The 25366-nt window shown below is 55.3% G+C and carries 23 protein-coding genes; 7 read left to right on the top strand and 16 right to left on the bottom strand.

The genetic code is table 11. The features are described from left to right. The first annotated feature begins 116 nt into the window (after positions 1-116). Both bglF and FHW04_RS03450 read left to right on the top strand, forming a co-directional pair. Positions 117-1982: a PTS beta-glucoside transporter subunit IIABC gene (gene bglF, locus FHW04_RS03455; RefSeq protein ID WP_089561798.1), complete on the top strand. Its 1866-nt coding sequence runs from the start codon at positions 117-119 to the stop codon at positions 1980-1982. Between the two features lie 12 nt (positions 1983-1994). Next, positions 1995-3389 carry a glycoside hydrolase family 1 protein gene (locus FHW04_RS03450; RefSeq protein ID WP_089561797.1) on the top strand — a complete coding sequence of 465 codons (1395 nt, stop codon included), beginning with the start codon at positions 1995-1997 and terminating at the stop codon, positions 3387-3389. A gap of 170 nt (positions 3390-3559) precedes the next feature. On the opposite strand, the gene FHW04_RS03445 is transcribed toward FHW04_RS03450, so the two are convergent. Continuing rightward, positions 3560-4690: a Fic family protein gene (locus FHW04_RS03445; RefSeq protein WP_069729319.1), complete on the bottom strand. Its 1131-nt coding sequence runs from the start codon at positions 4688-4690 to the stop codon at positions 3560-3562. A 525-nt stretch (positions 4691-5215) separates the two neighbouring features. Between FHW04_RS03445 and FHW04_RS03440 the strand changes: the two genes are divergently transcribed. After that, positions 5216-7156 carry a methyl-accepting chemotaxis protein gene (locus tag FHW04_RS03440; RefSeq protein ID WP_031377686.1) on the top strand — a complete coding sequence of 647 codons (1941 nt, stop codon included), beginning with the start codon at positions 5216-5218 and terminating at the stop codon, positions 7154-7156. Positions 7157-7207: 51 nt separating this feature from the next. Here the strand turns inward: FHW04_RS03440 and FHW04_RS03435 are convergent, their stop codons facing one another. The 5 genes from FHW04_RS03435 to FHW04_RS03415 are packed head-to-tail and all read right to left on the bottom strand — an operon-like array spanning position 7208 to position 12237. Next, the gene (locus tag FHW04_RS03435; protein WP_069729320.1) at positions 7208-8290 is read right to left on the bottom strand and encodes an ABC transporter ATP-binding protein; all 1083 of its coding nucleotides are present in this window, start codon (positions 8288-8290) and stop codon (positions 7208-7210) included. Between the two features lie 2 nt (positions 8291-8292). Then, positions 8293-9240 carry a carbohydrate kinase family protein gene (locus FHW04_RS03430; RefSeq protein ID WP_089561796.1) on the bottom strand — a complete coding sequence of 316 codons (948 nt, stop codon included), beginning with the start codon at positions 9238-9240 and terminating at the stop codon, positions 8293-8295. 2 nt (positions 9241-9242) lie between these two features. After that, a complete protein-coding gene (locus tag FHW04_RS03425; protein ID WP_046289319.1) occupies positions 9243-10082 on the bottom strand; it encodes a carbohydrate ABC transporter permease in 840 nt (279 codons plus the stop codon). After that, entirely contained in the window at positions 10072-10980 is a 909-nt protein-coding gene (locus FHW04_RS03420) for a carbohydrate ABC transporter permease (RefSeq protein ID WP_069729322.1), read from the bottom strand. Before FHW04_RS03420 ends, FHW04_RS03425 begins: the two co-directional genes overlap by 11 nt. Before the next feature lie 9 nt (positions 10981-10989). Then, positions 10990-12237, bottom strand: coding sequence for an extracellular solute-binding protein (locus tag FHW04_RS03415; RefSeq protein ID WP_031374466.1), 1248 nt, complete (start codon positions 12235-12237; stop codon positions 10990-10992). Positions 12238-12533: 296 nt separating this feature from the next. Between FHW04_RS03415 and FHW04_RS03410 the strand changes: the two genes are divergently transcribed. Further along, entirely contained in the window at positions 12534-13709 is a 1176-nt protein-coding gene (locus tag FHW04_RS03410) for an ROK family transcriptional regulator (RefSeq protein WP_069729341.1), read from the top strand. Between the two features lie 36 nt (positions 13710-13745). Here FHW04_RS03410 and FHW04_RS03405 read toward each other — a convergent pair whose 3' ends face one another. The 3 genes from FHW04_RS03405 to FHW04_RS03395 form a co-directional block, all read right to left on the bottom strand. Next, positions 13746-15020 carry a Glu/Leu/Phe/Val family dehydrogenase gene (locus tag FHW04_RS03405; protein ID WP_089561795.1) on the bottom strand — a complete coding sequence of 425 codons (1275 nt, stop codon included), beginning with the start codon at positions 15018-15020 and terminating at the stop codon, positions 13746-13748. A gap of 481 nt (positions 15021-15501) precedes the next feature. Continuing rightward, on the bottom strand, positions 15502-15891 hold the full coding sequence (locus tag FHW04_RS03400) for a DUF1090 domain-containing protein (RefSeq protein WP_069729324.1): 390 nt from the start codon (positions 15889-15891) through the stop codon (positions 15502-15504). Between the two features lie 128 nt (positions 15892-16019). After that, positions 16020-16799, bottom strand: coding sequence for a MerR family transcriptional regulator (locus FHW04_RS03395; RefSeq protein WP_089561794.1), 780 nt, complete (start codon positions 16797-16799; stop codon positions 16020-16022). A 363-nt stretch (positions 16800-17162) separates the two neighbouring features. On the opposite strand from FHW04_RS03395, the gene FHW04_RS03390 reads away from it, so the two are divergent. Then, positions 17163-17558 (top strand): hypothetical protein, encoded by a 396-nt coding sequence (locus tag FHW04_RS03390; RefSeq protein WP_031374461.1) that lies wholly within the window; start codon positions 17163-17165, stop codon positions 17556-17558. Positions 17559-17630: 72 nt separating this feature from the next. Here the strand turns inward: FHW04_RS03390 and FHW04_RS03385 are convergent, their stop codons facing one another. Together FHW04_RS03385 and FHW04_RS03380 are read right to left on the bottom strand one after the other, a co-directional pair. Beyond that, positions 17631-18104: a DUF1348 family protein gene (locus FHW04_RS03385; protein WP_031374460.1), complete on the bottom strand. Its 474-nt coding sequence runs from the start codon at positions 18102-18104 to the stop codon at positions 17631-17633. Between the two features lie 134 nt (positions 18105-18238). Next, the gene (locus tag FHW04_RS03380; protein ID WP_089561793.1) at positions 18239-18673 is read right to left on the bottom strand and encodes a 6,7-dimethyl-8-ribityllumazine synthase; all 435 of its coding nucleotides are present in this window, start codon (positions 18671-18673) and stop codon (positions 18239-18241) included. A 585-nt stretch (positions 18674-19258) separates the two neighbouring features. Between FHW04_RS03380 and FHW04_RS03375 the strand changes: the two genes are divergently transcribed. Next, complete coding sequence (locus tag FHW04_RS03375) at positions 19259-19966, top strand: phage antirepressor KilAC domain-containing protein (protein ID WP_089561792.1); 708 nt, start codon at positions 19259-19261, stop codon at positions 19964-19966. Between the two features lie 120 nt (positions 19967-20086). On the opposite strand, the gene FHW04_RS03370 is transcribed toward FHW04_RS03375, so the two are convergent. Next, on the bottom strand, positions 20087-20884 hold the full coding sequence (locus FHW04_RS03370; RefSeq protein WP_031374457.1) for a MetQ/NlpA family ABC transporter substrate-binding protein: 798 nt from the start codon (positions 20882-20884) through the stop codon (positions 20087-20089). A gap of 307 nt (positions 20885-21191) precedes the next feature. On the opposite strand from FHW04_RS03370, the gene FHW04_RS03365 reads away from it, so the two are divergent. Next, entirely contained in the window at positions 21192-21584 is a 393-nt protein-coding gene (locus FHW04_RS03365; RefSeq protein WP_089561791.1) for a cupin domain-containing protein, read from the top strand. A gap of 23 nt (positions 21585-21607) precedes the next feature. Here the strand turns inward: FHW04_RS03365 and FHW04_RS03360 are convergent, their stop codons facing one another. From FHW04_RS03360 to FHW04_RS03345, 4 genes are all read right to left on the bottom strand, one after another. Continuing rightward, positions 21608-22291, bottom strand: a complete 684-nt coding sequence (locus tag FHW04_RS03360) for a molybdate ABC transporter substrate-binding protein (protein WP_089561790.1) — start codon at positions 22289-22291, stop codon at positions 21608-21610. Beyond that, positions 22291-23343 carry an ABC transporter substrate-binding protein gene (locus FHW04_RS03355; protein ID WP_089561789.1) on the bottom strand — a complete coding sequence of 351 codons (1053 nt, stop codon included), beginning with the start codon at positions 23341-23343 and terminating at the stop codon, positions 22291-22293. Before FHW04_RS03355 ends, FHW04_RS03360 begins: the two co-directional genes overlap by 1 nt. 205 nt (positions 23344-23548) lie before the next feature. Further along, on the bottom strand, positions 23549-23893 hold the full coding sequence (locus tag FHW04_RS03350) for a cupin domain-containing protein (protein WP_089561788.1): 345 nt from the start codon (positions 23891-23893) through the stop codon (positions 23549-23551). A gap of 143 nt (positions 23894-24036) precedes the next feature. Next, positions 24037-25245, bottom strand: a complete 1209-nt coding sequence (locus FHW04_RS03345) for an aldose 1-epimerase family protein (protein ID WP_089561787.1) — start codon at positions 25243-25245, stop codon at positions 24037-24039. Positions 25246-25366 lie beyond the last annotated feature (121 nt).

The raw sequence follows: 25366 nt of genomic DNA, 5'->3' as shown, positions 1-25366 counted from the left end.
TGCATAACGCAGGCAAAACCTGAGCGCGGCCTGAACACACAGGCTGCTCTCGGGTTTTTTTTTATTTTTTACTCAGTCATCCGGCGCCCGCGGGCCACGGCTATAAGGAAATCGAGATGGAATATCACGCGTTGGCGAAAGATATTCTCGGCCACGTCGGTGGCAAAGAGAATATCGTCAGTCTGGTACATTGCGCCACACGGCTTCGCTTCAAGCTGAAGGATCACGGCAAAGCCGATGCCCGCAGCCTGAAGGAGAATCCAGGCGTGATCATGGTGGTCGAAAGCGGCGGTCAGTTTCAGGTGGTGATTGGCAATCACGTCCACGATGTCTGGCAGGCCGTCAGCAAAGCGGCCGGACTGGCGGAAGACGCACCCAGCATCAATGACGGGAAGGGCGACAAGATCAACCTGTTCAACCGCCTGATTGATATCGTATCAGGCATTTTTACTCCGTTTATCGGTATCCTGGCCGCCTCCGGTATTCTCAAGGGCTTTCTGGCGCTGGCGGTGGTCTGCAACTGGCTGTCCCCCGACAGCGGCACCTATAAGATCCTGTTCGCCGCCAGTGATGCGCTGTTCTTTTTCTTCCCGCTGGTGCTGGGCTATACCGCCGGGAAAAAATTTGGCGGCAACCCGTTTATCACCATGAGCATTGGTGGAGCACTCACCCATCCGACTATGATTGCGGCTTTTGAGGCCAGCCAGCAGGCGGGGGCGGTGACCGAGGCTTTTTTTGGCATTCCGATAACCTGGATTAACTACAGCTCCTCTGTGATCCCGATTATTCTTGCCGCCTGGCTGAGCTGCTGGCTGGAAAAACAGAGCAGCCGCTTTCTGCCTTCCTCCGTGAAAAACTTTTTTGCCCCGCTGATCTGCATAGCGATCACCGTTCCTCTGACCTTCCTGCTGATTGGACCGCTGGCAACCGGGATGAGCCAGTTGCTGGCGAATGGCTATCAGTGGATTTACCAGCAGGCTCCGTGGCTGGCAGGCGCGGCGATGGGCGCACTATGGCAGGTCTGCGTAATTTTCGGTTTGCACTGGGGACTGGTGCCCTTGATGATCAACAACCTGGCGGTGCTGGGTCACGACACCATGGCACCGATCCTGTTGCCTGCGGTAATGGGACAGGTAGGTGCCACGCTCGGTGTCTTGCTTCGTACCCGTGACGCGCGCCAGAAAGTGCTGGCGGGCTCTTCGGTCACCGCCGGGATTTTCGGCATCACCGAGCCGGCTGTCTATGGCGTTAACCTGCCACTACGTCGCCCGTTCTACTTTGGCTGCGTCGCCGGAGCGATCGGCGGTGCCATTGTCGGGTTCAGTGATACCCACGTTTATTCCTTCGGCTTTGCCAATATCTTTACTATTGCCCAGATGATCCCGCCGGGTGGCGTCGACAGTACGCTATGGGGCGGCATTATCGGCACGCTGGTGGCGCTGGTGCTGAGTTTCACAATGACGCTGCTGGCGGGAATGCCGGGTGCGCGCCGTCTGTCAGAGGCCGCGTTGCCCGCTACCCTCAGTGCCAATGAGGTGCTCTCACCGATGACCGGTAGCGTACTGGCACTCGACCAATTGCCTGATGCCACTTTTGCCAGCGGCCTGCTCGGTCAGGGTACCGCCATTATTCCCTCAGGAAATCAGGTTATTGCGCCGTTTTCCGGCATGGTTGCCTCCTTGTTCCAGACCCGACACGCGATTGGCTTGCTGAGCGACAGCGGAATCGAGGTATTGATTCACGTCGGGATCGATACCGTCAAACTCGACGGCAAACCCTTCACCGCCCATGTAAACGTCGGCGACAAAGTGCAGCCGGGTGACCTGCTGCTGACCTTTGACCGTCAGGCCATTATTGACGCCGGATACGATCTGGCGACCCCGATCATTATCAGTAACAGCGATGCGTATCAGCAGGTGGTGACCGTTGCGGCCAGCACCGTGGTTGCCGGTGCGCCATTGCTCAGCGTAAGGCACGACTAAAAGGAGCACGTGATGAAGAGTTTCCCGAGTACATTTTTATGGGGCGGCGCACTGGCCGCAAACCAGGTCGAAGGCGCTTATCGCGAAGAGGGTAAAGGGCTATCCACCTCTGACGTCCAGCCGCAGGGCATATTTGGTCCTATCGTCGAGCGTGCGCCCGGCAGCAGTAGCATTAAGGATATCGCCATCGATTTCTACCATCGCTACCCGGAAGATATCAAACTGTTCGCCGAAATGGGCTTCAGCTGTCTGCGCGTCTCTATCGCATGGACGCGCATCTTCCCGAACGGTGACGATCCGCAGCCGAATGAGGCCGGGCTGGCCTTTTACGACCGGCTATTTGATGAACTGGCGGCGCACCGCATCACGCCATTGGTGACGTTGTCACACTATGAAATGCCGTGGTCACTGGTAAAACAGTACGGCGGCTGGGGCAACCGTCAGGTGATTGATTTCTTTGAACGTTATGCCCGCACCGTTTTTGCGCGCTATCAGCATAAAGTGAAGCGCTGGCTGACCTTCAACGAAATTAATATGTCGCTGCACGCGCCAATGACCGGCGTCGGACTGCCGGACGGCAGCAGCAAAAGCGAAGTCTACCAGGCCATTCACCACCAGCTGGTGGCCAGCGCGCTGGCGGTCAACGCCTGTCATGAGATCATTCCTGACGCTCAAATCGGCAACATGCTGCTCGGCGGGCTGATGTATCCGCTGACCTGCAAGCCCGATGATGTGTTCAAAACGCTGCAGGAAAACCGCAGCTGGCAGTTCTTTGGCGACGTACAGTGCCGCGGCAGTTATCCGGGCTATATGCTGCGTTTCTTCCGCGATAATGGCATCCGACTGGATATCACCGATGCCGATCGCCAGGCGCTGAAATCGACCGTCGATTTTATCTCGTTCAGCTATTACATGACCGGCTGCGTAACCGCCGACGAAGCACATAGCCAGCGCGCACGAAGTAACATCCTGAGCATGGTGCCGAACCCGCATCTTGCCAGTTCGGAATGGGGCTGGCAGATTGACCCGGTCGGGCTGCGTACGCTGTTAAACGTGCTGTGGGACCGCTATCAAAAACCGCTGTTTATCGTTGAAAACGGCCTTGGCGCAAAGGATGAGCCAGATGCAGCAGGCATGGTGCAGGATGACTATCGCATCAGCTATCTTAACGACCATCTGGTGCAGGTCCGCGAGGCGATCGACGACGGCGTTGAGGTGCTGGGCTATACCAGCTGGGGACCGATCGATTTGGTCAGCGCGTCGAAAGCTGAACTCTCTAAGCGCTACGGCTTCATTTATGTCGATCGGGATGACAGCGGGAACGGCTCGCTGGCGCGCAGCCGCAAGAAGAGTTTTTACTGGTACAAAGAGGTGATTAGCACCAACGGGGCGTCGCTGAAACAGTAATTGCAGCAATGCGCCATCGCGGCGAAGACCTTTTCGCCGCGATGCATCTCGCCGCCGCGCTACTCATGCGCAACACCAGGCATTTCATCCCATTTTCTCCGGCTGTTTATCCGGGCGTTGGTTGACGATCTGCTGACGTGATGTTCGTTTGCCAGGATGTCCGCTGATCCTCAGCGTTCTTCTTCTGCGGCTCTGACCTGATAGCGCGTACTGCGTCCGCCGCCTTCCAGCCGGTAAAGACAGCCTTTCTCCAGCAGATCGGCTAAATGACGTGTCGCCGTCGCCTTACTCACTTTCGCCACCTTCTGATACTGACTGGCGCTGATCCCCTGTTCAAAACCCTGTTCGCCGCCGTCTAACAACCGGTTCAGTACTTTTACCTGCTCTTTGCTCAGGGCCAGTCCCTGATGCCGGAGCCAGAAGCGTGCTTTTGCCTGGGTGCGGGCAACGGTGTTAATCGCCTGCTGCAGACTCTCATCCAGAATATCGAGAAACCACACCAGCCAGTCGGTAATATCCAGCCCGCCTTTCTGCGTCTGTTCCAGGATGCGGTAGTAATCCGCGCGGTGGGCCAGAATGGCAGGTGACATCGCGTACAAACGGATGCTCTGACTGTCAGCCTGCGCCAGTGCCAGATCGGTTAAAGCGCGGGTGATACGGCCATTACCGTCATCAAAAGGGTGCAGGGTAACAAACCAGAGATGGCAGATTGCGGCGCGCAGCAACGGGTCCAGCATCACATCCTGTTCGCTGCGGTTGAACCACGCAATAAACGCTGTCAGCTGCGGTTCCAGTCCGCTGCGCGGCGGTGCTTCAAAATGCACCGTCGGACGATCGATGCGTCCGGATATGACCTGCATCGGCTCGCTGCCGCGCAGGGTGCCAACACTCAGACGCTGCACTGACCATTCATCGGCCGGAAATAACCAGCAATGCCATTGGTAAAGACGCGCCAGCGTGAGCGGCTGGCTGCGGTTGTTAATGGCATCCAGCATCATCGCCGCCAGTCCCTCCGATCGATCCGAAACCGGATAAGGCTGTTGTTCGGTCACGCCTAAGCGGCGCGCCAGAGATGAACGCACCGATTGTACGTTTACCCGTTCTTCTTCAATCGCCGAGGAGGAGAGGATATTGCTGAGCAGAGTGTCAAGCGTTTGCGCCTGATCGCCGGGGTGCAGGCTGGCACGGCCCAGCAGTAAACCGCGCTGCTGCTGCAGATGGCGCAAACGGGGTAACAGTGCGGCCTGCTGCCAGTGAAATTGCGGCCAGTCGGCCTGTTGCCATATCCAGTCAGTCGTCATATCCGGCTCATCATCAGGGTAATGAGCCGAATAAGTCTGCTTATTCGGCTCACATAATGAGTCGATTGTAACGAAGATTTGGCTCACAGACCACTTTGTCAGCCACGAGACACAAAAGAAAACAGGACCCGAAGGTCCTGTCTGTTTAGCGGGAGAATTGCAAAAAGGTGTCTGAGTAGTAGTGAACAATCCAGGCGACATACGCTAACCAGATGATCATACCGCCTGCTAAGCCAATTTTACCGGTCATTGATTTTTCTCCACCGTGATGAGGGAACAACAACGTCTGTTTACATAAACTGACATTAGTGACGGCTGCCGGTATTGTTTTAGATCAAATTAAACAGATTCATTGCTGTCGCCATAACCCCTTTGCGATCAACTTCCCGCTTTTATCATCCGGTCTGACCCGCACACTCCAGCCGGTTGCGTAATTAAAGTTCAAAAAAACGGCGCCGATAGATGATGTCAGGAGCACCAGAACCACAGGGAGGTCGCGAAAAGGTAAATTCCAGGGGAATCAACATGGCCAGTCAGTTAAAAGATAAAAAGAAAATGAGTACCCGAGCGCAGATGCTCATTACCGGCGGCTTGACCATTATGCTGGGATTTACCGTGACGATCGGTGTCCTTAGCTGGCAGTCAGGCAAAGAGCAGAAGGCGCTGGCAGAGAAGTATCTGCAGCAGATTGCCCAAAGCCGCGGCTTACAGGTGCAACAGGAGCTGAGTCATGCGCGTGACGTGGCCAGCCATCTGGGACAAAGCCTGATCGCTTTACCCCATGCCGGTATTACCGACCGCAAAGTGGTCGATAAGATCATGGAATATTCACTGCGGGCCAATCCCGACTATCTGTCGATGTCTGTGATCTTTGAACCGAACGCCTTCGATGGTCGCGATGCCGAATTCGTGAACCAGCCGGGCCAGGCTCCACAGGGGCGTTACGCCTGGTTTGTTGACCGCGATCAGGCGGGTCAATTCGCCATGCATCCTCTGCTCTCAATCCTGACGCCAGGTCAGGGTGATTACTATCAAATCCCGCAGCAATCGAAGAAAGATACCCTGATCGAGCCTTACAGCTATGCCTATAACGGCGTGCCGACCTTACTGACCTCGGTCGCGGCGGCAATAATCGAACAGGGCACGCTGAAGGCGATTGTCACCTCCGATATTTCACTCGCGTCATTACAGCAGAAGGTGAATCAAATCAAACCCTGGCAGGGAAGCGGCTATGCGCTGCTGCTCTCCAATGGTGGAAAGGTGGTGTCATCGCCGGTCAAAGATGAGGCCGGTAAGCCGTGGAAAGGGGAAACCGATCATTTCACTTCGGGCGTGGTGCAGCATTTTGATTCAGTGCTGGGAGAAGAGGCGTTGATGACCTGGCAACCGGTGATTATTGGCGACAGCGATAAACCCTGGTACCTCGGGGTGGTGGCGCCGGTGAGTCAGGTGATGGCCGCCGCTAACCGTCAGCTGAGCTGGGCGATTGGCCTGATGATCGTCAGCATTCTGCTGGTCGGAACGGTGCTGGGCCTGCTGTTCAGCCGTAAAGTATTACGTCCGATTGGTGGCGAACCGATTGAGGCGGCTAAAATCGCGCTGGCGGTAGCGGATGGCAAACTCGACAATGCCATCGTTATCAAAGCCGGCGACCGCAGCAGCCTGTTCTTCGCGCTGGAAACCATGCAAAGTCAGCTGCGACAAATCGTCGGCCAGATTAAAGATGCCAGCGAATCGGTGCGTCAGGGCGCGGGAGAAATTGCCAGCGGCAACCTCAACCTGGCATCCCGTACCGAGCAGCAGGCGGCCGCGCTGGAGCAGACCGCCGCCAGTATGGAGCAGATCAGCGCCACCATCCGCCTGAATGCGGATAATGCGCAGCAGGCAACCAGCCTGACGGAAAATGCCACCCACATCGCCAGCCGTGGCGCCACGCTGGTGGGCCAGGTGGTCCAGACCATGGCGCAGATCGATGACAGTTCGAAGAAGATCGGCGACATCACCACCATGATCAACAGCATCGCCTTCCAGACCAATATTCTGGCGCTCAACGCTGCGGTGGAAGCGGCACGCGCTGGCGAGCAGGGCCGTGGCTTTGCGGTGGTGGCATCTGAAGTGCGTAATCTGGCGCAGCGCAGCGCCAGTGCGGTCAAGGAGATCGCGGCACTGATCGAGGAGTCAAGCGTACGGGTTGAAAGCGGCGTCAGGCTGGTGAACGATGCCGGTAAGACCATGCAGGAGATGACGCAGGCGGTTAATTCGGTGCAGGGCATTATCGGGGAGATCGTTTCCGCCTCGGATGAGCAGGCGCGCGGCATTACCCAGGTGACGATTGCCGTTAACGAAATGGATGGCACCACCCAGCAGAACGCCGCGCTGGTGCAGCAGATGTCGGCCGCGGCCAGCTCACTGGAAGACCAGGCGCAACAGCTGGCGCAAACGGTCGAGCAGTTCCATCTGGCTTAACGTAATCCGCTGATGATAAAGAAAACCCGCCGTTGGCGGGTTTTTTATTGATTACTGTTCGGTCAGGCGCTCACCGCTGTGCGCATCGAACAGATGCATCTTGTCCGGATTGACGGTGACCGGCAATGTCCCGCCCGGCGTCGCCTCGCTGCGCCCGCTCTGTTGCATATGCAGGGCGAAACCCTGCCAGTTCAGATGCAGCAGCGTCGACTCGCCGGTAATCTCAACGATACTGACATCGGCTGGCTGACCACCCGCATCGCTGATTAAATCGTGAGGCCGCACGCCGAGCGTCACCGGCTGGTCCGGCTGCTCACCCGCCGCACGGTGCCAGCGGGGTGGTAACGGCAGCCACTGTTGACCACACAGCACGCCCGGCACGCCATCACGCGGCTGAAACTGCGCATCCAGCAGATTCATCGGCGGCGAACCGATAAAGCGTGCCACAAAGGTATTCACCGGACGATCGTAGATCGCCAGCGGTGCGCCCTGTTGCACGATAACGCCATCCTTCATCACTACAATCTGATCCGCCAGCGTCATCGCCTCGACCTGATCGTGCGTAACATACACCATGGTGGTTTTAAAACGCTGGTGCAGCGATTTGATCTCGGCACGCAGCTCCATGCGTAACTGCGCATCAAGGTTAGACAGCGGTTCATCGAACAGAAACACCTGCGGATTACGCACCATCGCGCGTCCCATCGCCACACGCTGCCGCTGGCCGCCCGATAGCGCCCGTGGATAACGTTGCAACAGCTGTCCGATGCCGAGGATGCCGGCAATGCGGGCGATCTTGCTTTTCTGCTCCTCGCGCGCCACCTTTTTAACCTGCATATGGAAGGCCAGATTCTCTGCTACCGTCAGGTGCGGATAGAGCGCATAGCTCTGGAATACCATGGCGATATCGCGGTCAGCGGGATCGAGGTCGTTGATGCGTTTTTTATCGAGCATGATCGCCCCGTCAGAGACGCTATCCAGCCCCGCCAGCAAACGCAATAAGGTTGATTTACCGCAGCCGGAGGGACCAACCAGCACGGTAAAACTGCCGTCGGGGATGGTGAGATCCAGCGGGTGCAGCACGCTCTGCTTACCGTAGCGCTTAGCCACCTGTACAAGTTCAACACTGGCCATAATTAGCGCACCTCATGTGAAAGTTGGAGTTGTTGCCAGTCGGGATAACGGCGCGGTGAACTGCTGATCGCCAGAGAGGCGACATCTATGCCCCAGCGCAGCGCGGTCTGCGTTGGCTGGCGGTAAAGCAGCGCGGCAAGAAAACCGGCGTTGAAACTGTCTCCGGCGCCGATGGTATCAACCACCGTCACCGGTTGCGCCGCCACGTGCAGCGTCCCGGTGGCAGACCACAACCGCGCGCCGTCCGCACCGCTTTTCACCACACAGCCACCGCGACCACTGAGCCGGGCCGCCAGCTGAACCGCGCTTTGCTCCACGGATGCGCCGTTGGCTAAGCCGAGCGTTTCAACTTCGTTCAGCAGCAGCCAGTCGCAATCGGCTAACCAGCGATGAACCTGCTGGCGAAGCTCATCATGCCAGCCGGTGGGGGGCCAGCCGGTATCGACCGCCACAGCAAAACCCCGTTGCTGTAGCGCCGCCAGCAGCGCCGGATACGCCTGATAGAGTTCCAGGCAGAGAAAGGTGCCGCACAGCAGAACGATATCGCCCGGTACGGCCTGCGCGGGCAGCTGGTTCAGCACATCCGCAGCGGTCATTTGCGTGATATGGCCAAAGTTGCTGATAAACGAACGTTCGTTGTCAGGATGGGTGACGCCCACCGTCAGCGAGGTTTCACAGCGATAGCGTGGCCAGTGCGCCGCACTGTGCGGGAAATGACTGGCGAGCCAGTGGCTGAATCCGTCATCGCCCTGATTGGCGATAGCGCGGTGCGGCACCTGCATCGCCTCCAGCGCCAGCGCACAGTTACCGGCTGAGCCGCCCGGACGCAGTTCGCTGTGTTGCAGCATCACTTCGGTACCACGCTGTGGCCAGTCGCTCAGCGTGCCCATAATCAAATCCACATTGATATTGCCCACCACGTAAAGCGTGGATGAAGTCGTGTTTAGCATCGTTATCCCTTACTTCCCCCACTGGCCAGACCGCTAACCAGCGTCTTCTGCAGCCAGATGGCAATAAACAGTGGCGGCACCGAGGCCAGAATGCCGATAGCGGCGATCAGCCCGTCATCGGTGGCCCGTCCGGCCGTAAAGCCGGCAATGGCAACCGGTAGCGTCTGGGCCGAAATATTGCTGGTAAACAGCAGCGCATAGAAAAACTCATCCCACGCCAGCAGCCAGCCAAACAGCGCGGCCGCGCCCAGAACCGGCTTCGCCAGCGGCAGGGTAATGCGCAGCAGCACCTGCCAGAAGCGCAGACCATCGAGGCGGGCGGCCTGCTCGATATCACGTGGCAGCGAATCGAACTGGTTCTTCAGCATCCAGGTGAGAAACGGCAGGATCAGCGAGCAGTAGACCATCACCAGGCCAGGCCGGGTATTCAGCAGATCCAGTTGCTGGAGCAGGAAGTAGAGCGGCAGCACGAAAGCCACCGGCGGCACCATGTAGATGGCCAGCGCGCCAAACAGCCAGCCGTCGCGACCGGCGTAACGGGAGAAGCTGAAGGCCGCCGGAATAGCCAGTAGCAGGGAGATGGCGGTTGCTACGCTGGCGACCAGCAGGCTGTTGCCCAGCGCATGCAGAAAGATGTTGCCCGGCTGATTCGGTGCCAGCGACACCAATCCGTGATAGCGGCTAAAATCCCACTGCCGGGGCAGCCACTCGAGCGGGACGCGCGACAGATCGCTGGCAGAACTGACGCTCATCAGGAACAGCCAGCCCATCGGGGCCAGAATAGTGATCGCCACCAGCAGCGCCGCGCCATAGCGCAACACCCGCCGCAGTTTAGTTTTCATAAGCAGAACTCCGACGGCGCTGACGCCATAACATCAACAGATAGAGGGTGATCAGCAGGGCGCACATCAGGGTCATCAGCATCGCATAGGCCGCACCGCTGCCGGCTCGCAGATAACTAAAGGATTCCTGATAAACGAAGAAGCTCAGGGTCTTGGTGCTGTCTACCGGCCCGCCGCGCGTCATTACGTAGATAATGTCGAAGATCTTAAAGGCATCAATGGTGCGCAGGACCAGCGCCACCCCAAGCGGGGCGACGATCGCCGGGAAGGTGATCGCCCGGAAGCGGCGCCAGGCGGAAGCCCCATCCAGTCTGGCAGCTTCAAACAGATCCTCCGGAATCGATTGCAGCGCAGCCAGCACCAGCAGCGTCACCAGCGGATAGTTCTTCCAGATATCCGCGAACATTACCGCATTGAGCGCGGCATCCGGTGAGCCCAGCCAGCTGCGGTAACCGTCGATAATACCCAGCTGGCTGAGCAGGGCGTTGATGCTGCCATAGTCCGGGTTGAAGTTAAGCCGCCACATCATCGCGTTGACGATGGTTGGCAGCGCCCACGGCAGAATCACCAGCACCCGCAGGATATTGCGTCCGGCAAACTTCTGGTTAAGCAGCAACGCCACCAGCACGCCAATCACGCCTTCAAAGGTCACCGAGACGAGGGTGAAATAAAGCGTACGGCCAATCGATGCCCGAAAGTCGGGATCGCTCAGCGCGTAAACGTAGTTTTCCAGTCCGATCCAGCCTGGCGTTTCCCCGCTGCCAATCAGCGCAGCATCAGTAAAACTCAGCCAGATGGTGCGCAACAAAGGCCAGGCGGTAAGCAGCAGCATCACCAGCAGCATGGGTGCCAGCAGCACCCATGCCTGACGCTGTTCGCGTTGACGCAAACTCAGCATCATGACTCCTTAACGCAGACGCGCAGCGCTTTTATCCACCGCCGCCATCGCATCCTGGGCCGTGGTTTTACCCAGTAACACCTGCTGCAACTGCTGCTGAAGCTGGTTCGAGAGACGCGAATAGTCGGCCGTTTCCGGACGTGACAGCATCACGTTTAGTGACTTATCAGCCGCAGCGATCAGGCTCTCCTGATCTTTTTTCACCGCCGGGTCCTGATAAGACGATTTCCAGATTGGCAGGCTGAGGCGGGCGTACTGATTCTGTACCGGCTGTGAGGTCATATACTGAATGTACTGCCATGCCTGCTCCGGATGGGTGCTGCCTTTGGCGATACCCAGACCCATTGAGCCGTTTACGCCGCCCGCCTGGCCCGGCGCATCACCTGGCGCTGGCATGATGCCAACGTCGCCCGCCACCTTACTCTGCTTAGGGTCGTTGGCCATGTTGTACATATAGGTCCAGTTGAGCGCGAACGCTGCATCACCGTTGGAGAAGGATTTACGCACATCTTCTTCCAGATACTCGCGTGAAGCCGGATTACTCAGTCCGTCGTCGAGTGAACTTTTCATCAGGTTTAACGCTTTAAGCGAGGCCGGACTGGAGAAGTTGAGCTTACCGTTTTGATAGAACTGGCCGCCAAAGCCCGACACCAGTGTGGTGTAGTCACACACCAGCGCTTCGGCCTGCGACCAGCTCCAGACCAGCGGATAGTTAACGATTTTTTTCTGCTTGATGATTTTTGCGTCGTCCAGCACCTGCTGCCAGGTCTGTGGCGGGGTGGTGATGCCCGCTTTGCTCAGCATCGCCTTGTTGTAGTAGAGATATTTAGTATCCAGAATCCACGGCATTCCCAGGGTTTTGCCCTTATAGATCACCGTGTTCATCGCGCCCGGGAAAACTTTATCTTTCTCTTCCGGCGTGATGCGGGCGCTCACATCCTGCAGCAGATCGAAACGGGTAAACTCAGCCGGCCAGATGGCATCGAACAGCACCACATCGTAACCATTGCCACCGGCACCGCGCGCCGCAACAATCTTGTCGTGCAGCGCTTCATACGGCACAAACTCCAGATTGACGCTGACATCCGGATGCTGCTTTTGAAAATTCTGCGTCATGGCGCGAATATCATTTTCGCTGTAGGCCGCCTGAGTCATAAACAGGGCATTGATCTGGCTGGCCGCTACCGCACTGCCGGCGCTGAGCATCAGCAGGGCGGCAACGCCCGCTTTGAGTTGAGGGGTAAAACGCTGTGACATGATCTTCTCCACTATGCAGCAACAGGATGTCGATTAATTAAATCAATTTGATTGATTTAATCAGGGGCGTAATCTGGGGCAGTTATTGCACTGGCCTGGAAAGTAATAAGCAAACGGCGTGCCACAAAAATCGCAGCGGATGAAACAATGCCGTAACAACGCTGAAACTCAGACTGCGCTTTTACGCTAAAACTGCCTATCCTGTTCGCCCGGATTTGTGTGCAGGATCAAAGATATTATTTGCCCGCGCCGCCACAGGGACTAATACTGTCGGTCCCGCTGTAATGGAAAACAACATGACAACCTCGGGCACTAACCTTGAACATGCGCGGGCGCACAATCGACGCGTGGTGATTGAAGCCATTCGTCTGCATGGCGAACTGACGCGCGCAGAACTGGCCCGCATGACGGCGCTGACGCCGCAGACGGTCTCTAACATTGTGGCGGAACTGGAGCAGGCGGAACTGCTGACCAGTCGCCAGCCGCGCCGTAGCGGACGCGGTCAGCCGTCGATTCCGGTAACGCTGAATCCCACCAGCGCCTGGTCGATTGGCATTCATCTCGATCATCAGACGCTGCTGCTGGTGCTGGTCGATCTCAGCGGCGAAGTGCACCTGCGCCGCCTCGTTATGGTGCAAAAGCCCCAGCCCGCTGCCACTCTGGCGCGCATTGCTGGTGTGCTGGATGAGATGCGTACCTTTCTTGGTGCGCAGTGGAGTAAAGTTCTCGGCATTGGGGTGGTGATGCCGGGGCCGTTTGGCGTAGAGGGCATTTCCTCGGTGGGTCCCACCACCCTGAACGGCTGGGAGCAGGTTGATATCGAAGCCGAACTCAGAGCCCTCAGCGGATTGCCGGTCACGCTGGAGAACGATGCCACGGTAGCCGCCATCGGCGAACGCTTTCACGGCGTTGCTCGCCAGCTCAACTCATTTATCTATCTCTACATTGGCACCGGTCTCGGCGCGGGGATCTTTACCGATGGCCACATCTATACCGGCCACGCCCACAATGCCGGCGAGATAGGGCACATAGTGGTTGAACCAGGCGGACGCGACTGTTACTGCGGTAACCAGGGCTGCCTTGAACGCTACGTCTCGCTCCAGGCCGCCTACGAATTTTGCGGACTCGACCCGATGCGCGCGCTGCCGGAAGATCTGTTGCAGATTGAACCCGCACGGTTTGCGGCGTGGATTGACAGCGTGTTGATCCCGTTGCGCCAGGCGATCAATATTCTGGAATCGGTGTTTGATGCTGAAGCGGTGATTATTGGCGGGATGATGCCAGCGCCGTTACTGGAACAGATCGTGCACCGTTTACCGCCGCTTTATCAGTCGGTGCGTGGGCGCTATCTCAATGCGATGCGTCTGAAGACAGGAATGACCGGGAGTGATACCGCTGCGCTTGGCGCTGCCGCATTACCGATCTTTGACGAGTTTAATCCTCAGTTTCAGGTGCTGATGAAGCAGGCGTGAAAACGGGCGCTGCCGGTAACGGCAGCGCCAGCCAGATTAGCCAGGATAGATACCGCGATCTTTACGCGCCATCAGAATGCGCTCACACGCCACGATGTACGCTGCGGTGCGCAGTGAACAATCTTTCTCTTTGGCTTTCTCCCAGACGTGGACCATCGCATCGGTCATGATCTTGTCTGAACGACGGTTGATCTCATCTTCGCTCCAGAAGAAGCTCGCCATGTCCTGCACCCACTCGAAGTAGCTGACGGTTACGCCGCCGGCGTTACAGACCACATCCGGCACCACGATAATGCCGCGCGTCGCCAGCATATCGTCAGCATCGGGATAGGTCGGACCGTTAGCGCCTTCCAGCACGATTTTGCAGCTCAGGATTTCGGCTCGTTCGCGGGTAATCTGACCTTCCAGCGCCGCCGGGATCAGGATGTCCATTTCCGTGGTCCAGAACGCCTCTTTATCGATGGTCTGTGCGCCCGGATAGCCGGCAATCTGCTTATGGGCGATCTGCCATTCAGTCAGCGCAGCCATGTCGATGCCGTCGGCATTGAACAGTGTCGCGGTATGGTCCTGAATCACCACCACTCGTGCGCCAGCCTCATTAAACAGGCGGGCGGCTTCGCTGCCGACGTTACCAAAGCCCTGCACCGCAACGCGGGCGCCTTCAATATCAATACCGGCACGACGCGCCACTTCACGGCCGGTGATAAACACCCCGCGACCAGTGGCTTTTTCACGACCCAGCGAACCACCGAGGTGAATCGGCTTACCGGTGACAACGCCGGTAATCGTAGTGCCGTGGTTCATAGAGTAGGTATCCATCATCCACGCCATCACTTTGCTGTTAGTGCCGACGTCTGGCGCAGGAATATCTTTTTGCGGTCCGATGATGATGCCGATCTCGCTGGTATAACGGCGGGTCAGTCGCTCAAGTTCACCGTCGGACAGTTTGAAAGGATCAACGCGGATGCCGCCCTTAGCACCACCATACGGCAGGTTGACTGCGGCACACTTGATGGTCATCCAGGCGGAAAGCGCCATCACCTCATTGAGATCAACATCCGGATGGTAGCGAATGCCGCCTTTGCCCGGACCGCGTGAAAGGTTGTGCTGTACGCGATAGCCTTCGAAATGGCGGATTGAGCCATCGTCCATTTGCAGAGGAATATCGACAATCAACGCACGTTTTGGATGACGCAGTGTATCTATCCAACGTGAAAGATCGCCTAAATAGGGCGCAACCCGGTCGATTTGTTGTAAGTAGGTGGACCAGGCAGATGTACTGCTTTCAGACGCATAAGATAACTTATCCATAAAAAACCTTTCTTAATGAAGTTATTTATTGTGTGGAGCCGTGGAGACAGAGCGCAAATCACTGCGCCGCTATAATCTAACACTCCTGAAACAAATAAGATGGTGATGTCAGCACCGCAGCAGCGCTGATTGCGCCTTTTTGGCGCATCCGCAGTGAATAATTATCCGCATTCGCTCACCATCATAGGCGAATAATCATGCGCATAGAGCGCATAGTGGCTGCATAGAAAGGGAAATATCGCCATTTTTCAGATCTTTGAAGGCGTTCAAAAAGTTAAATAATTGATCGCAGCCATATTGACTTTACTGCACCAATTAAGTGCATGAGAATAAGTAACCAAAGGATGAGATTAAGTAATGGGTTGCGGCGGGATAGCGCAGGCTAATCAGGCAATTAGCGTTGGCAGCCGTTCAGCGGAAAAGTAACGTGAAGTAAAAGGGGAAAGGGGTGGACCAGCCGGTGCGGCTGGTCCACGTGAGATTATTGCTGCAGCGCCTGTTCCGCTTCCTGCAGTTCCTGACGGGCTTCAGCCAGTTTCTGCTGACGTTTTTCAATTTTACTGGCGCTACGTCCTTCAGCCTGTGCTTTTGCCAGTTCCTGTTGCCGCTCCTGCACCTTTTGCTTTTTCTCAGCGACTTTCTCCTGCCGCTGCTGCAACAGACCGCTGTCGGTACAGTGGGCCTTTACTTCGCTCAGTGCTTTTTCAAGACCGGCAATCTGATGGGTATTATTATGCTGGCGAGCATAGGAGAGCTGGGTTTCAATCTCCTGCTTTTTCGCGGCACAACCGGTCAGGTCATCGGACGCCTGAGCAACGCTAAAGGTGGCAGGCAGCATAAATAAGCTAAGGATAAGCAAGGTTTTTTTCATTATCGTCTCGTCAATGAGTCTGTGTGGTGTCATCAGTATACGCAGCCATCTTAAGAGATTCTTAACCGAAAAAAATATGTGCCTGGGGCGGAAAACAGGGAGGGATTCGGAGAAAATGCTGCCTGCAGTCAGGCAGCCGAGGAGGTTTTGTTCCGGAGAGTCGCAACATAGTGCAGATTACGATCGGGACCGCTAAGCATCACCGGCTCACCTGCCTGGCGCTGCTGTTCAAAATGGTCCTGCATTGTCTGGCTGATGCCCGCGCCACACCACATCACATGATGCTGATGTAAATCGGTTTTCACCGCTGGCTCACCGCTGGTGTGCGAAGCAACATCAACGTTGAAGCCCATCGCCGACAGCCGAATCGCTTCCAGCCAGATTTCGGTTTCATCGCGCACGCTGACCGCTTCGAGAAATAGCGGGATGGTGCTTTCACTGCGTGATGACGCGCGCATCACCTTGTCAGCCTGCTGTTGCACCGACTGCTGGAAACGTCCCAGCCGACGTACCGCACCCTGACGGCGATCGGCACGCAGCCAGTCGCTGAGCGGGCGTAACAGATTAAAGATAAAATCATCACCGCTGTAGTCGCTGGACATTTTGTGCATCTGGCGCGACAACGACAACGGGGTACCAAATTCGAGTTGCCACAGCATATCGCCTTTGCGTGCTGTCCAGCCCGCGGTGGAGATGGCTGATGCGCTCGCCTGTCCCTGTTTAATTTCCTGTAGCGTCGCGCCGGTTGCGGTTAAGGCAACCAGACTGCGGACTTCGCTTAACTGCGCGTCGCTCCATTGATCCTGACGTATCTGCGGTGATAGCAGGCCCTGTTTCATCCAGCTTTTCAGATTCGCCGGATGGGTGCCCGTCATTGCGCAGACTGTTTCAGTAGTATGAGAATACATATCGTGCCCTCTGATGAGGGGAAGGCCGCCGGGATTAACCGGGGATGAACAGCCACTATGAACCTCATAACGACAAATTGATAGGGGGCGATCTGCGTTCAAACAGCAGCATAGCTGCCGTGACGCTGCGCTTATCCGTGGAGTAAAATCGGTTAATTACTGGCTGATCAGGTGGTTATATGATCAGGTATCAGGCGAATGAAAAGCTGTGTATTTATTCAGTAAAATTTATTTACGCTAAAAGAGCATGAATAAGCCGCTATTCAGCCGGTTTTTAAGAGCATACCGACCCGCCAACCCGTTACTTCCGGCAGGCAAACCGCTAAAATAGGCGGCTCAAATGACCAGGAGAAAGACTGCCAAATGCCTTATCGTTTTACACTCGCCGCCGTGACGGCTGCCGTTGTACTCACCGGTTGTGCCCGCCACGCCGCTAACGATGCTCCCAGTGAATTTGCTGCTGGCCCGACGCAGATCGATGTTTCACACATCAAAACCCGTGCAGACGATGGGTCCAACGTTTTTCTGACGGTGGACGGTAAAGATGCCGGCCCGTTACCCAATGGCGAAAGCATGCTGTTGCACGTTCCGGCAGGCAAACATCAGGTTGGTGGCTACGTCCCAACGCTGTTCGGTCTCGGTCGGGTCACCATTGCCCCAATTGAAGTGACAACGTCACCTGATGACGTCAAAAAAGTGGCTTATACGGTCACCCGTAATAAAGCGTCATTTGTCGAAAATCCTGACGAACAGGGTTAAGCGCACCAGTGATGACAGTAATCACCCAGCGGTAAGCCTCGCTGGGTGCATTCAGTCGGGGTAGTCCCGAAACTACAGGCCAAGCTCGCTGAGTGAAGGATGGTCATCAGGACGGCGGCCCTGCGGCCAGTGAAACAGTCGCTGGCTTTCAGTGATTGGCAGGTCATTAATACTGGCGTGACGCTGCATCATTAAGCCGTTGTCGTCGAAAGCCCAGTTTTCATTGCCGTAAGATCGATACCACTGCTGACTGGCATCATGCCATTCATAGGCGAACCGCACCGCAATGCGGTTGTGGTGAAAACTCCACAGCTCTTTAATCAACCGGTATTGCTGCTCCCGCAGCCATTTCTGCTGCAGAAAGGCGATAATCTCCGCGCGACCGGTAATAAAGGTGTCTCGATTGCGCCACTGACTGTCGATGGTATAAGCCAGCGAAACCCGATCAGCATCCCGACTATTCCAGGCATCCTCTGCCAGACGGACCTTTTCGCTAGCCTGTTCGGCGAGGGTAAACGGTGGCAAGGGCGGGCGAGGCTTCTCCATCATATTCTCCTTACTCAGGCTCCGGCAGCCAGAGCCGACGCGGCTGCACCTATTAAAGCACAGCGACTCTCGGTTGATTCTAACCGGCAGGCTGACTGAGAGTGGCATCACCCTCAGCCGCAGTATTTAGAAAATCAGAGTGCGATCGCATGGATCTGGCTGACAGCACGCGCCGCTTCTTTGCCTTTCTTCACGAAATGTTCAGTGTAGAAGTCAATAAACTCCGGTGCTGGCTGGAAGTTATGCGGCGTTAACGACACCGAGAAGATCGGCACGTTGGTGGTCAGCTGGGCCTGCATCAGACCGCTGACAACCGCCTGCGCGACAAAATCATGGCGATAGATTCCGCCATCGACAACCAGTGCGGCACAGACCACGGCGTCAAACTTGCCGGTCTGAGCCAGACGTTGCGCCAGCAGCGGCATTTCAAAAGCGCCCGGAACATCCCATGTTTTGATCTCATATGGCGTACCGCGACTTTCCAGTTCCTGTTCGAATCCGCTCAGGGCCTGAGAAACGATTTCGCTATGCCAGTTTGCTTTGATAAAGGCGACTTTCAACGGCTGCATGACTTACTCCAGTTAAAGTGACATCGGCAGGCTGACGGCTGAGATAAAGCGCCTGTGCCCCGAATCAATATGTTTTGCCCGGATGGCCGCGCGAGTCAATCGATCGGCGGCGATCCGGCAGTCAGTAGATTGGCGCGCCCTGAAACGCTATTCAGGATAGGTCTCATTGTCCTGAATAAGTCAGTAAGCAGGGCGTTCAGCCGCGGCGAAAGGTGGATTCGACCGCCACTACTATACTGTAATGTAAAGAATCTGTGTCCGTCTTTATCGATCATGCTGTGTTTAAAGCTGAAACGCGCGGGGCGATGCTGGCAACATCGCGTTGCATAAACAGCCACAGTGTCCTCATCGCCAGACAGCGACAGCATCCTCACTGCTATCCGCTTCATCCGTATGGCTGCATCGTTAAACCACACCCCAGCGAAACCGCTATCTCCCCGGTAAAAATTCCTCTGCAACCGCCGTTTTGCGTAACGGGTTCCGGTTAGGCAATTGTTCAAATAAAATACTGGATATTTGAACAGGTGTTTGTATAATAAATCTACTGCCCGCTGGGTATTGGTAGAGTTAGTGAGGGGTTAACCCATGATGATTTCGACTGAAAGCCTCAAATCACTGGAACAATCGGTCACAATGAGCAGCCGTGAACTGGCTCAGATGACCGGCATCACGCATGGAGAAGTTAAGCGGTTAATTAAAAGTCTGGAGACCGCCCAGCGCCTGTCGCAACCGATAATCGTCAATGATTATGAGCGGGAAGGGGAAGTGCGCCAGGAGTACCGCCTGAATAAACGTGATTCGCTGCTGGCCGTGGCGCGCCTGTCACCGGGCTTTACCGCTGAAGTGCTGGATCGCTGGCAGGATCGCGAAAGAACCACTCATCTGCCCGATTTCACCAATCCGGCGGAAGCTGCACGCGCCTGGGCTGAGCAGTTTGAACAGCGCCAGGCCGCTGAGCAGCAGCTGGCGCTTTCTGCCCCAAAAGCGGCTTTCTTTGACAGCTTTATTGAGGTTGAAGATTCGCTGGGTTTTCGCCAGCTGTGCAAAATGCTGAAGGTCAAAGAGCCTGAATTCCGTCAGTTCCTGCTGGAACGCAACATTATGTATCGTGCAAAAGGGACGCTGACACCACAGCATTACCACCTGCAGGCCGGTTATTTCACGCTGCATTCCGGTGTGGGTGAAAACCAGCACGCCTTCTCCCAGGCACGTTTTACCTCAAAAGGGGTGAAATGGATCGCCAGCCTGTGGGCCGGTCATGTTTCAGCGCAGCCTAAGGGCGCCGCCGCCTGACCGCTGCTTTGCTGAAATAATGCCAGATGCAGCCGGAAATCATTAAGGGTATGCCTCAACGCCGGGCATAAAAAAGGCCGCAACACTGTGCGGCCTTTTTACGTTTTGGCGTAAAGTTAATTACCAGCCTTTAATGGCATCGCCTTTATAAACTTCTTCTGCCTTGGCCGCTACTTCAGGTGATTGCAGTGCCGATTTCAGCTTCTGAATTTTATCACTGTCTTTATTATCTTCGCGTGAAACCAGCGCGTTGACATAAGGAGAGGCCGCACTTTCCATAAATAAGCCGTCACGGTGCGCTGATAATCCAGCCTGCGCCGAGAAATTGGTATTAATGATCGAAAGGGTAACGTTAGGATCATCCAGCGTACGGGTCAGCTGCGGCGTATCAACTTCAACCAGTTTCAGATTCTTTGGATTCTCAGTAATATCCAGTGAGGTCGGTAAATAGCCGACACCATCTTTAAGCTTAATCAGGCCCTGTGCCTGCAGCAGTAACAGGCTGCGTCCGAGGGTGGTCGCTTCGTTAGAGATGGTGATCGTTGCGCCATCCTGAAGCTCGCTGATATTTTTGATTTTGTGCGAGTAGGCCGCAATCGGGAAGACAAAGGTCTTACCGACCACAGCAAATTTGTAGCCACGTTCTTTAGATTGATCTTCCAGATAAGGCAGACTCTGGAAGGCATTAGCATCGACTTCTTTATTATTCAGCGCTTCATTAGGTAACACGTAGTCGTTGAAGTTAAGCACTTCCACATCCAGCTTATATTTCTCTTTCGCTACCTGCTGTACCACCTGCCAGATCGCTTCATCCGGCCCGGTATTAATCGCCACTTTTACTTTGTTGTCGTCATCCTGGTTACAGGCGGATAATAATAAAACAGAACTGGCGAGTAACGCCGTGAACAGACCTTTCATTATCAAATATCCCTTAGGTTGTAGATGGCATCAAAGATAATACAGAATTGTTATGATGCGTACTGGCTGACGGATATATCTTATAACCACAAACACCAATATTGTTCATAAATTAAGCACAACAAAACCGACGCTGCCGTTTTGATGAAAGTATCACTGTCGAGGAGCTGTGCAATATTCTTCCTGCCACGGCAATGGCGCGCTGCACAAGGCCGATTGCGCCGGAGCGGCGAATTTCTTCTATGCTTATCCCGCTAAGCAGGCCAGATCGTTCTGCTCACAGTTGAATTATTAACAGGGATTTACCATGTCAAAACAGGATAACAACGCTTCCGGGGTTAACGCAGTCGAAGTAATGCGCAGCAGTCAGGCCTGGAACGGTGAGGAAATAGAATGCTACCCGGCGGGCCAGCCCGAACTGACCGTGATGCGGCTGTCACTGCCTGCCAACACCTCATTAACCTGGCATACCCATCCGATGCCCAATGCGGCGTTTGTGCTGTCCGGTACCTTAATTGTTGAAGATAAACAGAGTGGCGAACAACAAACTTTTAAGGCCGGAGAAGCGCTGAATGAAACGGTTAACAGCGCACATCGGGGTTTTACCCTCGACCAGCCAGCTGAACTGGTGATCACCTACGCCGGGGTGAAAGGGCAGCAACTGACTGAGCCGCTGCCAGGTGAACCGGAAGAGTTTTAAGACTTAAACAGCAGGCGCTGCGGCTAACCACCAAATCCGGCCTGACGCAATACGGCTTTTGCCTGTGCCGACGCTAAAAATTGCGCCAGCCGCTCCGCCTCGGGCGTGATGACTGCACAACCATAGGCGACGCGCGGGTTATACGCTGCCGGGATATCGATCACTGTCAGCCCGGCAACCTGGCGCAGGGCGGTCCGGTAGCTGGAATATCCAATAAACAGATCCGCCTGGCCCTCGATAAGCAGCCATTCCGCCGCCAGCCTGCCAGCCGGCACCGGTACAGAATCAGGTCCACCGACCAATGGCATTGCACGCTGACGTACCGCCACGCCAGCCGGACTCATCCGGCTAAAAAGCGCCTGAGTATAGTCACCTGAAGGATCGCTTACCGGCGTTGACGTTGCCAGCCGCAGTTCATGGCGGGTGAGCAGGGTGAACCAGTCGTCACCGGTTTGCAGCACGTCGTTACGCACCGTCAGGCACAGCGTATTGCTGGCAAACGGGCTTACCGACAGCGCTCGTCCGTCATCCAGCAATCGCTGCGGATGCGCCATATTGGCGGAGGCAAACAGGTCACAGGATTCTCCCGCTTCGATGCGTTCGCGCAACAGTCCGGCAGGGCCAAATACGCTGTCGACAGCATGCGGAAAGTGGGCCATCAGCGCGGGCCATACGCTTTTCAGGCTACCAGCCGCCAGCACGCGCATCAGTCATTACCCTGCCAGGAGGTGCGGTAGAATCGCTGATACCAGTCGTTCGCCAGTTTGCGCATATCCACGTCCTGAAACTTCGCCGGGTAGAGTTTTTTCGCCATCCACAGTTCACCAATACCCATCGCTTCCGGCATCGGATAGCCCCAGGCTTTCGCGTAATCTGGCATCAGATAGACCCGATGGTTTTTCACCGCCGAAATGGTCTGCCACTGCGGGGAATGCTGGATTTCAGCGACCACCGACGGATAACGATCCTGGACAAAAATCACCTCAGGATCCCAGGCGATCACCTGTTCCATTGAGACGGTTTTGAATCCGGTCACAGTTGCCGCCGCCACGTTGACTGCGCCCGCATGCGCCATCATCAGACCGGTATATTTACCTGAGCCGTAGGTGGTCAGCTGCGGGTTTGCCATATATGCGCGAACGCGTTGGTTGGCCGGAATTGCTTTCAGCCGGTCACTGACCATTTTACGGCCCCGATCGGTGGCTTCAATCAGTGCTTTCGCTTCCGCCGGTTTATTGACGATCTCTCCGATAAGGGTGATTCCTTCGCGTAATCCGCTATCGTAGGCGGTTTCTTCATCGGCCAGAGTCGGATTGAGTTTTGCTTTTTCGCCCGTCCGATCGTGGCGCAGGGAGATGGCCACCACCGGCATGCCCAGCGCGCTGATGCTGTCGATCATCTCCTGAGGCGCGTAATTGGTCACAAACACCACCTGTGGATGGAGCGCCACCAGTTTTTCAGGGTCGACATGGGTGAGATCACCCAGCGCCGCTTTCTGGCTCAGCGTCGGTGCCAGACGGGCATAGCTGTCGCCAAGCTGCTGCTTCCAGTTCGCCATCACGCCAACGATTTTGTCGGTGGCATTCATTTGCACCAGCAGATTCAGCGTCTGATGCTGAAGTACGACTACGCGATCGACGCGATCGGGAATCGTGACCTGACGACCAAGCTGATCGATAATTTGTCGCGATGCCTGCGAGATGAGCGGAAGAACTATCAGTGAACCTGCAATCAGTAACTGTAAAACGCGCTTAATCATAATGTCCCCGGATTTTCGATATGCAAAAGATTATACAGCGCTAGCGGCAAAAGGTCCTGATGCAAATCAGCATATTCTGGCGGCGGGACGGAAAAACAGGATAAAATGAAAAGCCTTATCAGGTGCGCATAATCTATCTTATGTTAAATTAACACTCTCACACAGAGAGTCAGACTCTCGCACCTAACCCCTGCTGCTCTTTGCTTTATTGCTCCGCCACATCAGAGCGGTCACCGCGCGTGGTTGGATGAGAAATGACGATAAACTCAACTGCGCTATCGGACTCATTTCGCGCCTGATGCTTTGCCGCAGGAGGAATTTCAATCCCCTGCCGTGCGGCAATCTGATGCTTCTCACCTTCAAGCTCCATGGTGAGCACGCCGTCGAGTACAAAGAAAAACTGGCGTGAGAGCGAATGAAAATGACGTTTTTCCTGCGTATCGGCCGGCATTTTTTCATGAATAATCAGCATATCCTGACGCTTCAGCAGATACCATCCATCGCAGGCATCGCCCCAGTGATAGTGCTCTGCATTCTCTTTTGAAATCATTGCGCCCTCGAATTCCGCTATAAAAGAACCTGCTATTATCTGCTCAACGCGGCAGCCCGCGCTGGCTGATGAATACTGCAGATTATCAGTAGAAAAAAATCCCGCAACGGCAACTGACGTTAGCGGGATTTTTATCTTACCGGTTACTCTTTGGCTATTGGCGTCGCAATTTCATCAATTTTGGTCTCGCCCTGAATAGTTTTGATCCGTTGCTCAACGTCTTTTACCTGCTCACTGTTATGCAGCAAGGTATAGGTCAGATCAAATGCGGTGCTGGCACCAGGTTGCAATTGCTTAACACGTTTTTGTTCACGTTCAATGGTAACCGGATAGGCGTAACTGGTGCCGGGTTCAATACCGGTCACATAGCCTTGCTTCAGCGTATCACTATTTTTCCACAGCGACAGCACCGGTAACTGGCGGGTATCAAACTGAATCGACGCGCCGTTGTTACCCGCTTTATTCACCACCGCAGCGACCGACTGATGATGATCATCAGCCAGCGGTTTGACGTTAAACACCATCTCGTCGAAATCTTTGGTTGGCCCCTGATAGGTTTGCCAGGTTTTCAGGCCGGCTTTAGCATAGTCATTAAACGGACTGATGCTGGACATCGGCGCGAGGAAACGCGCACCTTCTTCCAGAATCGGTGTGCCAAAGTTACTGTGGTAAATGATCTGATAATCGTGCGGGTAGTCACCGTGGTTGGTTAATACGTCATGCAGGCTGAAACTATTGCTGCCCGGCACGTAGCGCAGTTCGGTCTGGGTCTGCAAATCGGCTTTTTTGAAGGTGCTTTCCTTAATTAAGCCGCGAATGCGGATTTCATGCGGCGCCGCGTCTGCCACCTCCACTTCCAGCTGTGAAACCGGGGTATTACCGGCTTTACCATGCAGCGTATAGATTTTACCGTCGGCGGTAACCGGGTGGCCGGTCCATTCATAACCGCAGCGCACCATCATCTCATTGAAACCTTCCAGCCAGCCCAGGCCGTTACGGCTCTCCAGATTAATAAACGCCGGGTTTACCACCTCTTTCACTGGTGAATCCCAGCCCATCCGGCTGCCAAAGCCTTCGACACGTAATAAATTCATGCCGCGGGTCGGACTCAGGGTAATGGTCAGGCCATCCTGACTGCGGATCACCAGAATTTTACTGCCTTCCTGCTTACCACCATGCAGCACCTTCTGCTCAATGCTGAACGGTTTGCCTGACAATTTCAGCTCACTGCTGGAAATCTGCCAGTTTCCTTTATCCGTGCCCTGTTCAGCACTCGTCAGCACCCAGCTTTTCGCTGTAGCAGAGCCCGAAACCAGAACCGCCAGTACCGTTAACGCCAGTTTAATTTTCATTATTCATCCCTTTTGCTGAATCGGTTTACCTTGATTTAAGGCAAATCTAGGGATTTAACGCCTGAAGAAACGTGACACGCCTCACCTGCTGAAAAAAGCGCGGATATTTGCTTCATTAATG

The sequence above is a fragment of the Pantoea sp. AN62 genome (assembly GCF_050432985.1).
Lineage (GTDB): Bacteria > Pseudomonadota > Gammaproteobacteria > Enterobacterales > Enterobacteriaceae > Pantoea > Pantoea brenneri.
This window is presented reverse-complemented; position numbering and strand designations above follow the sequence as displayed.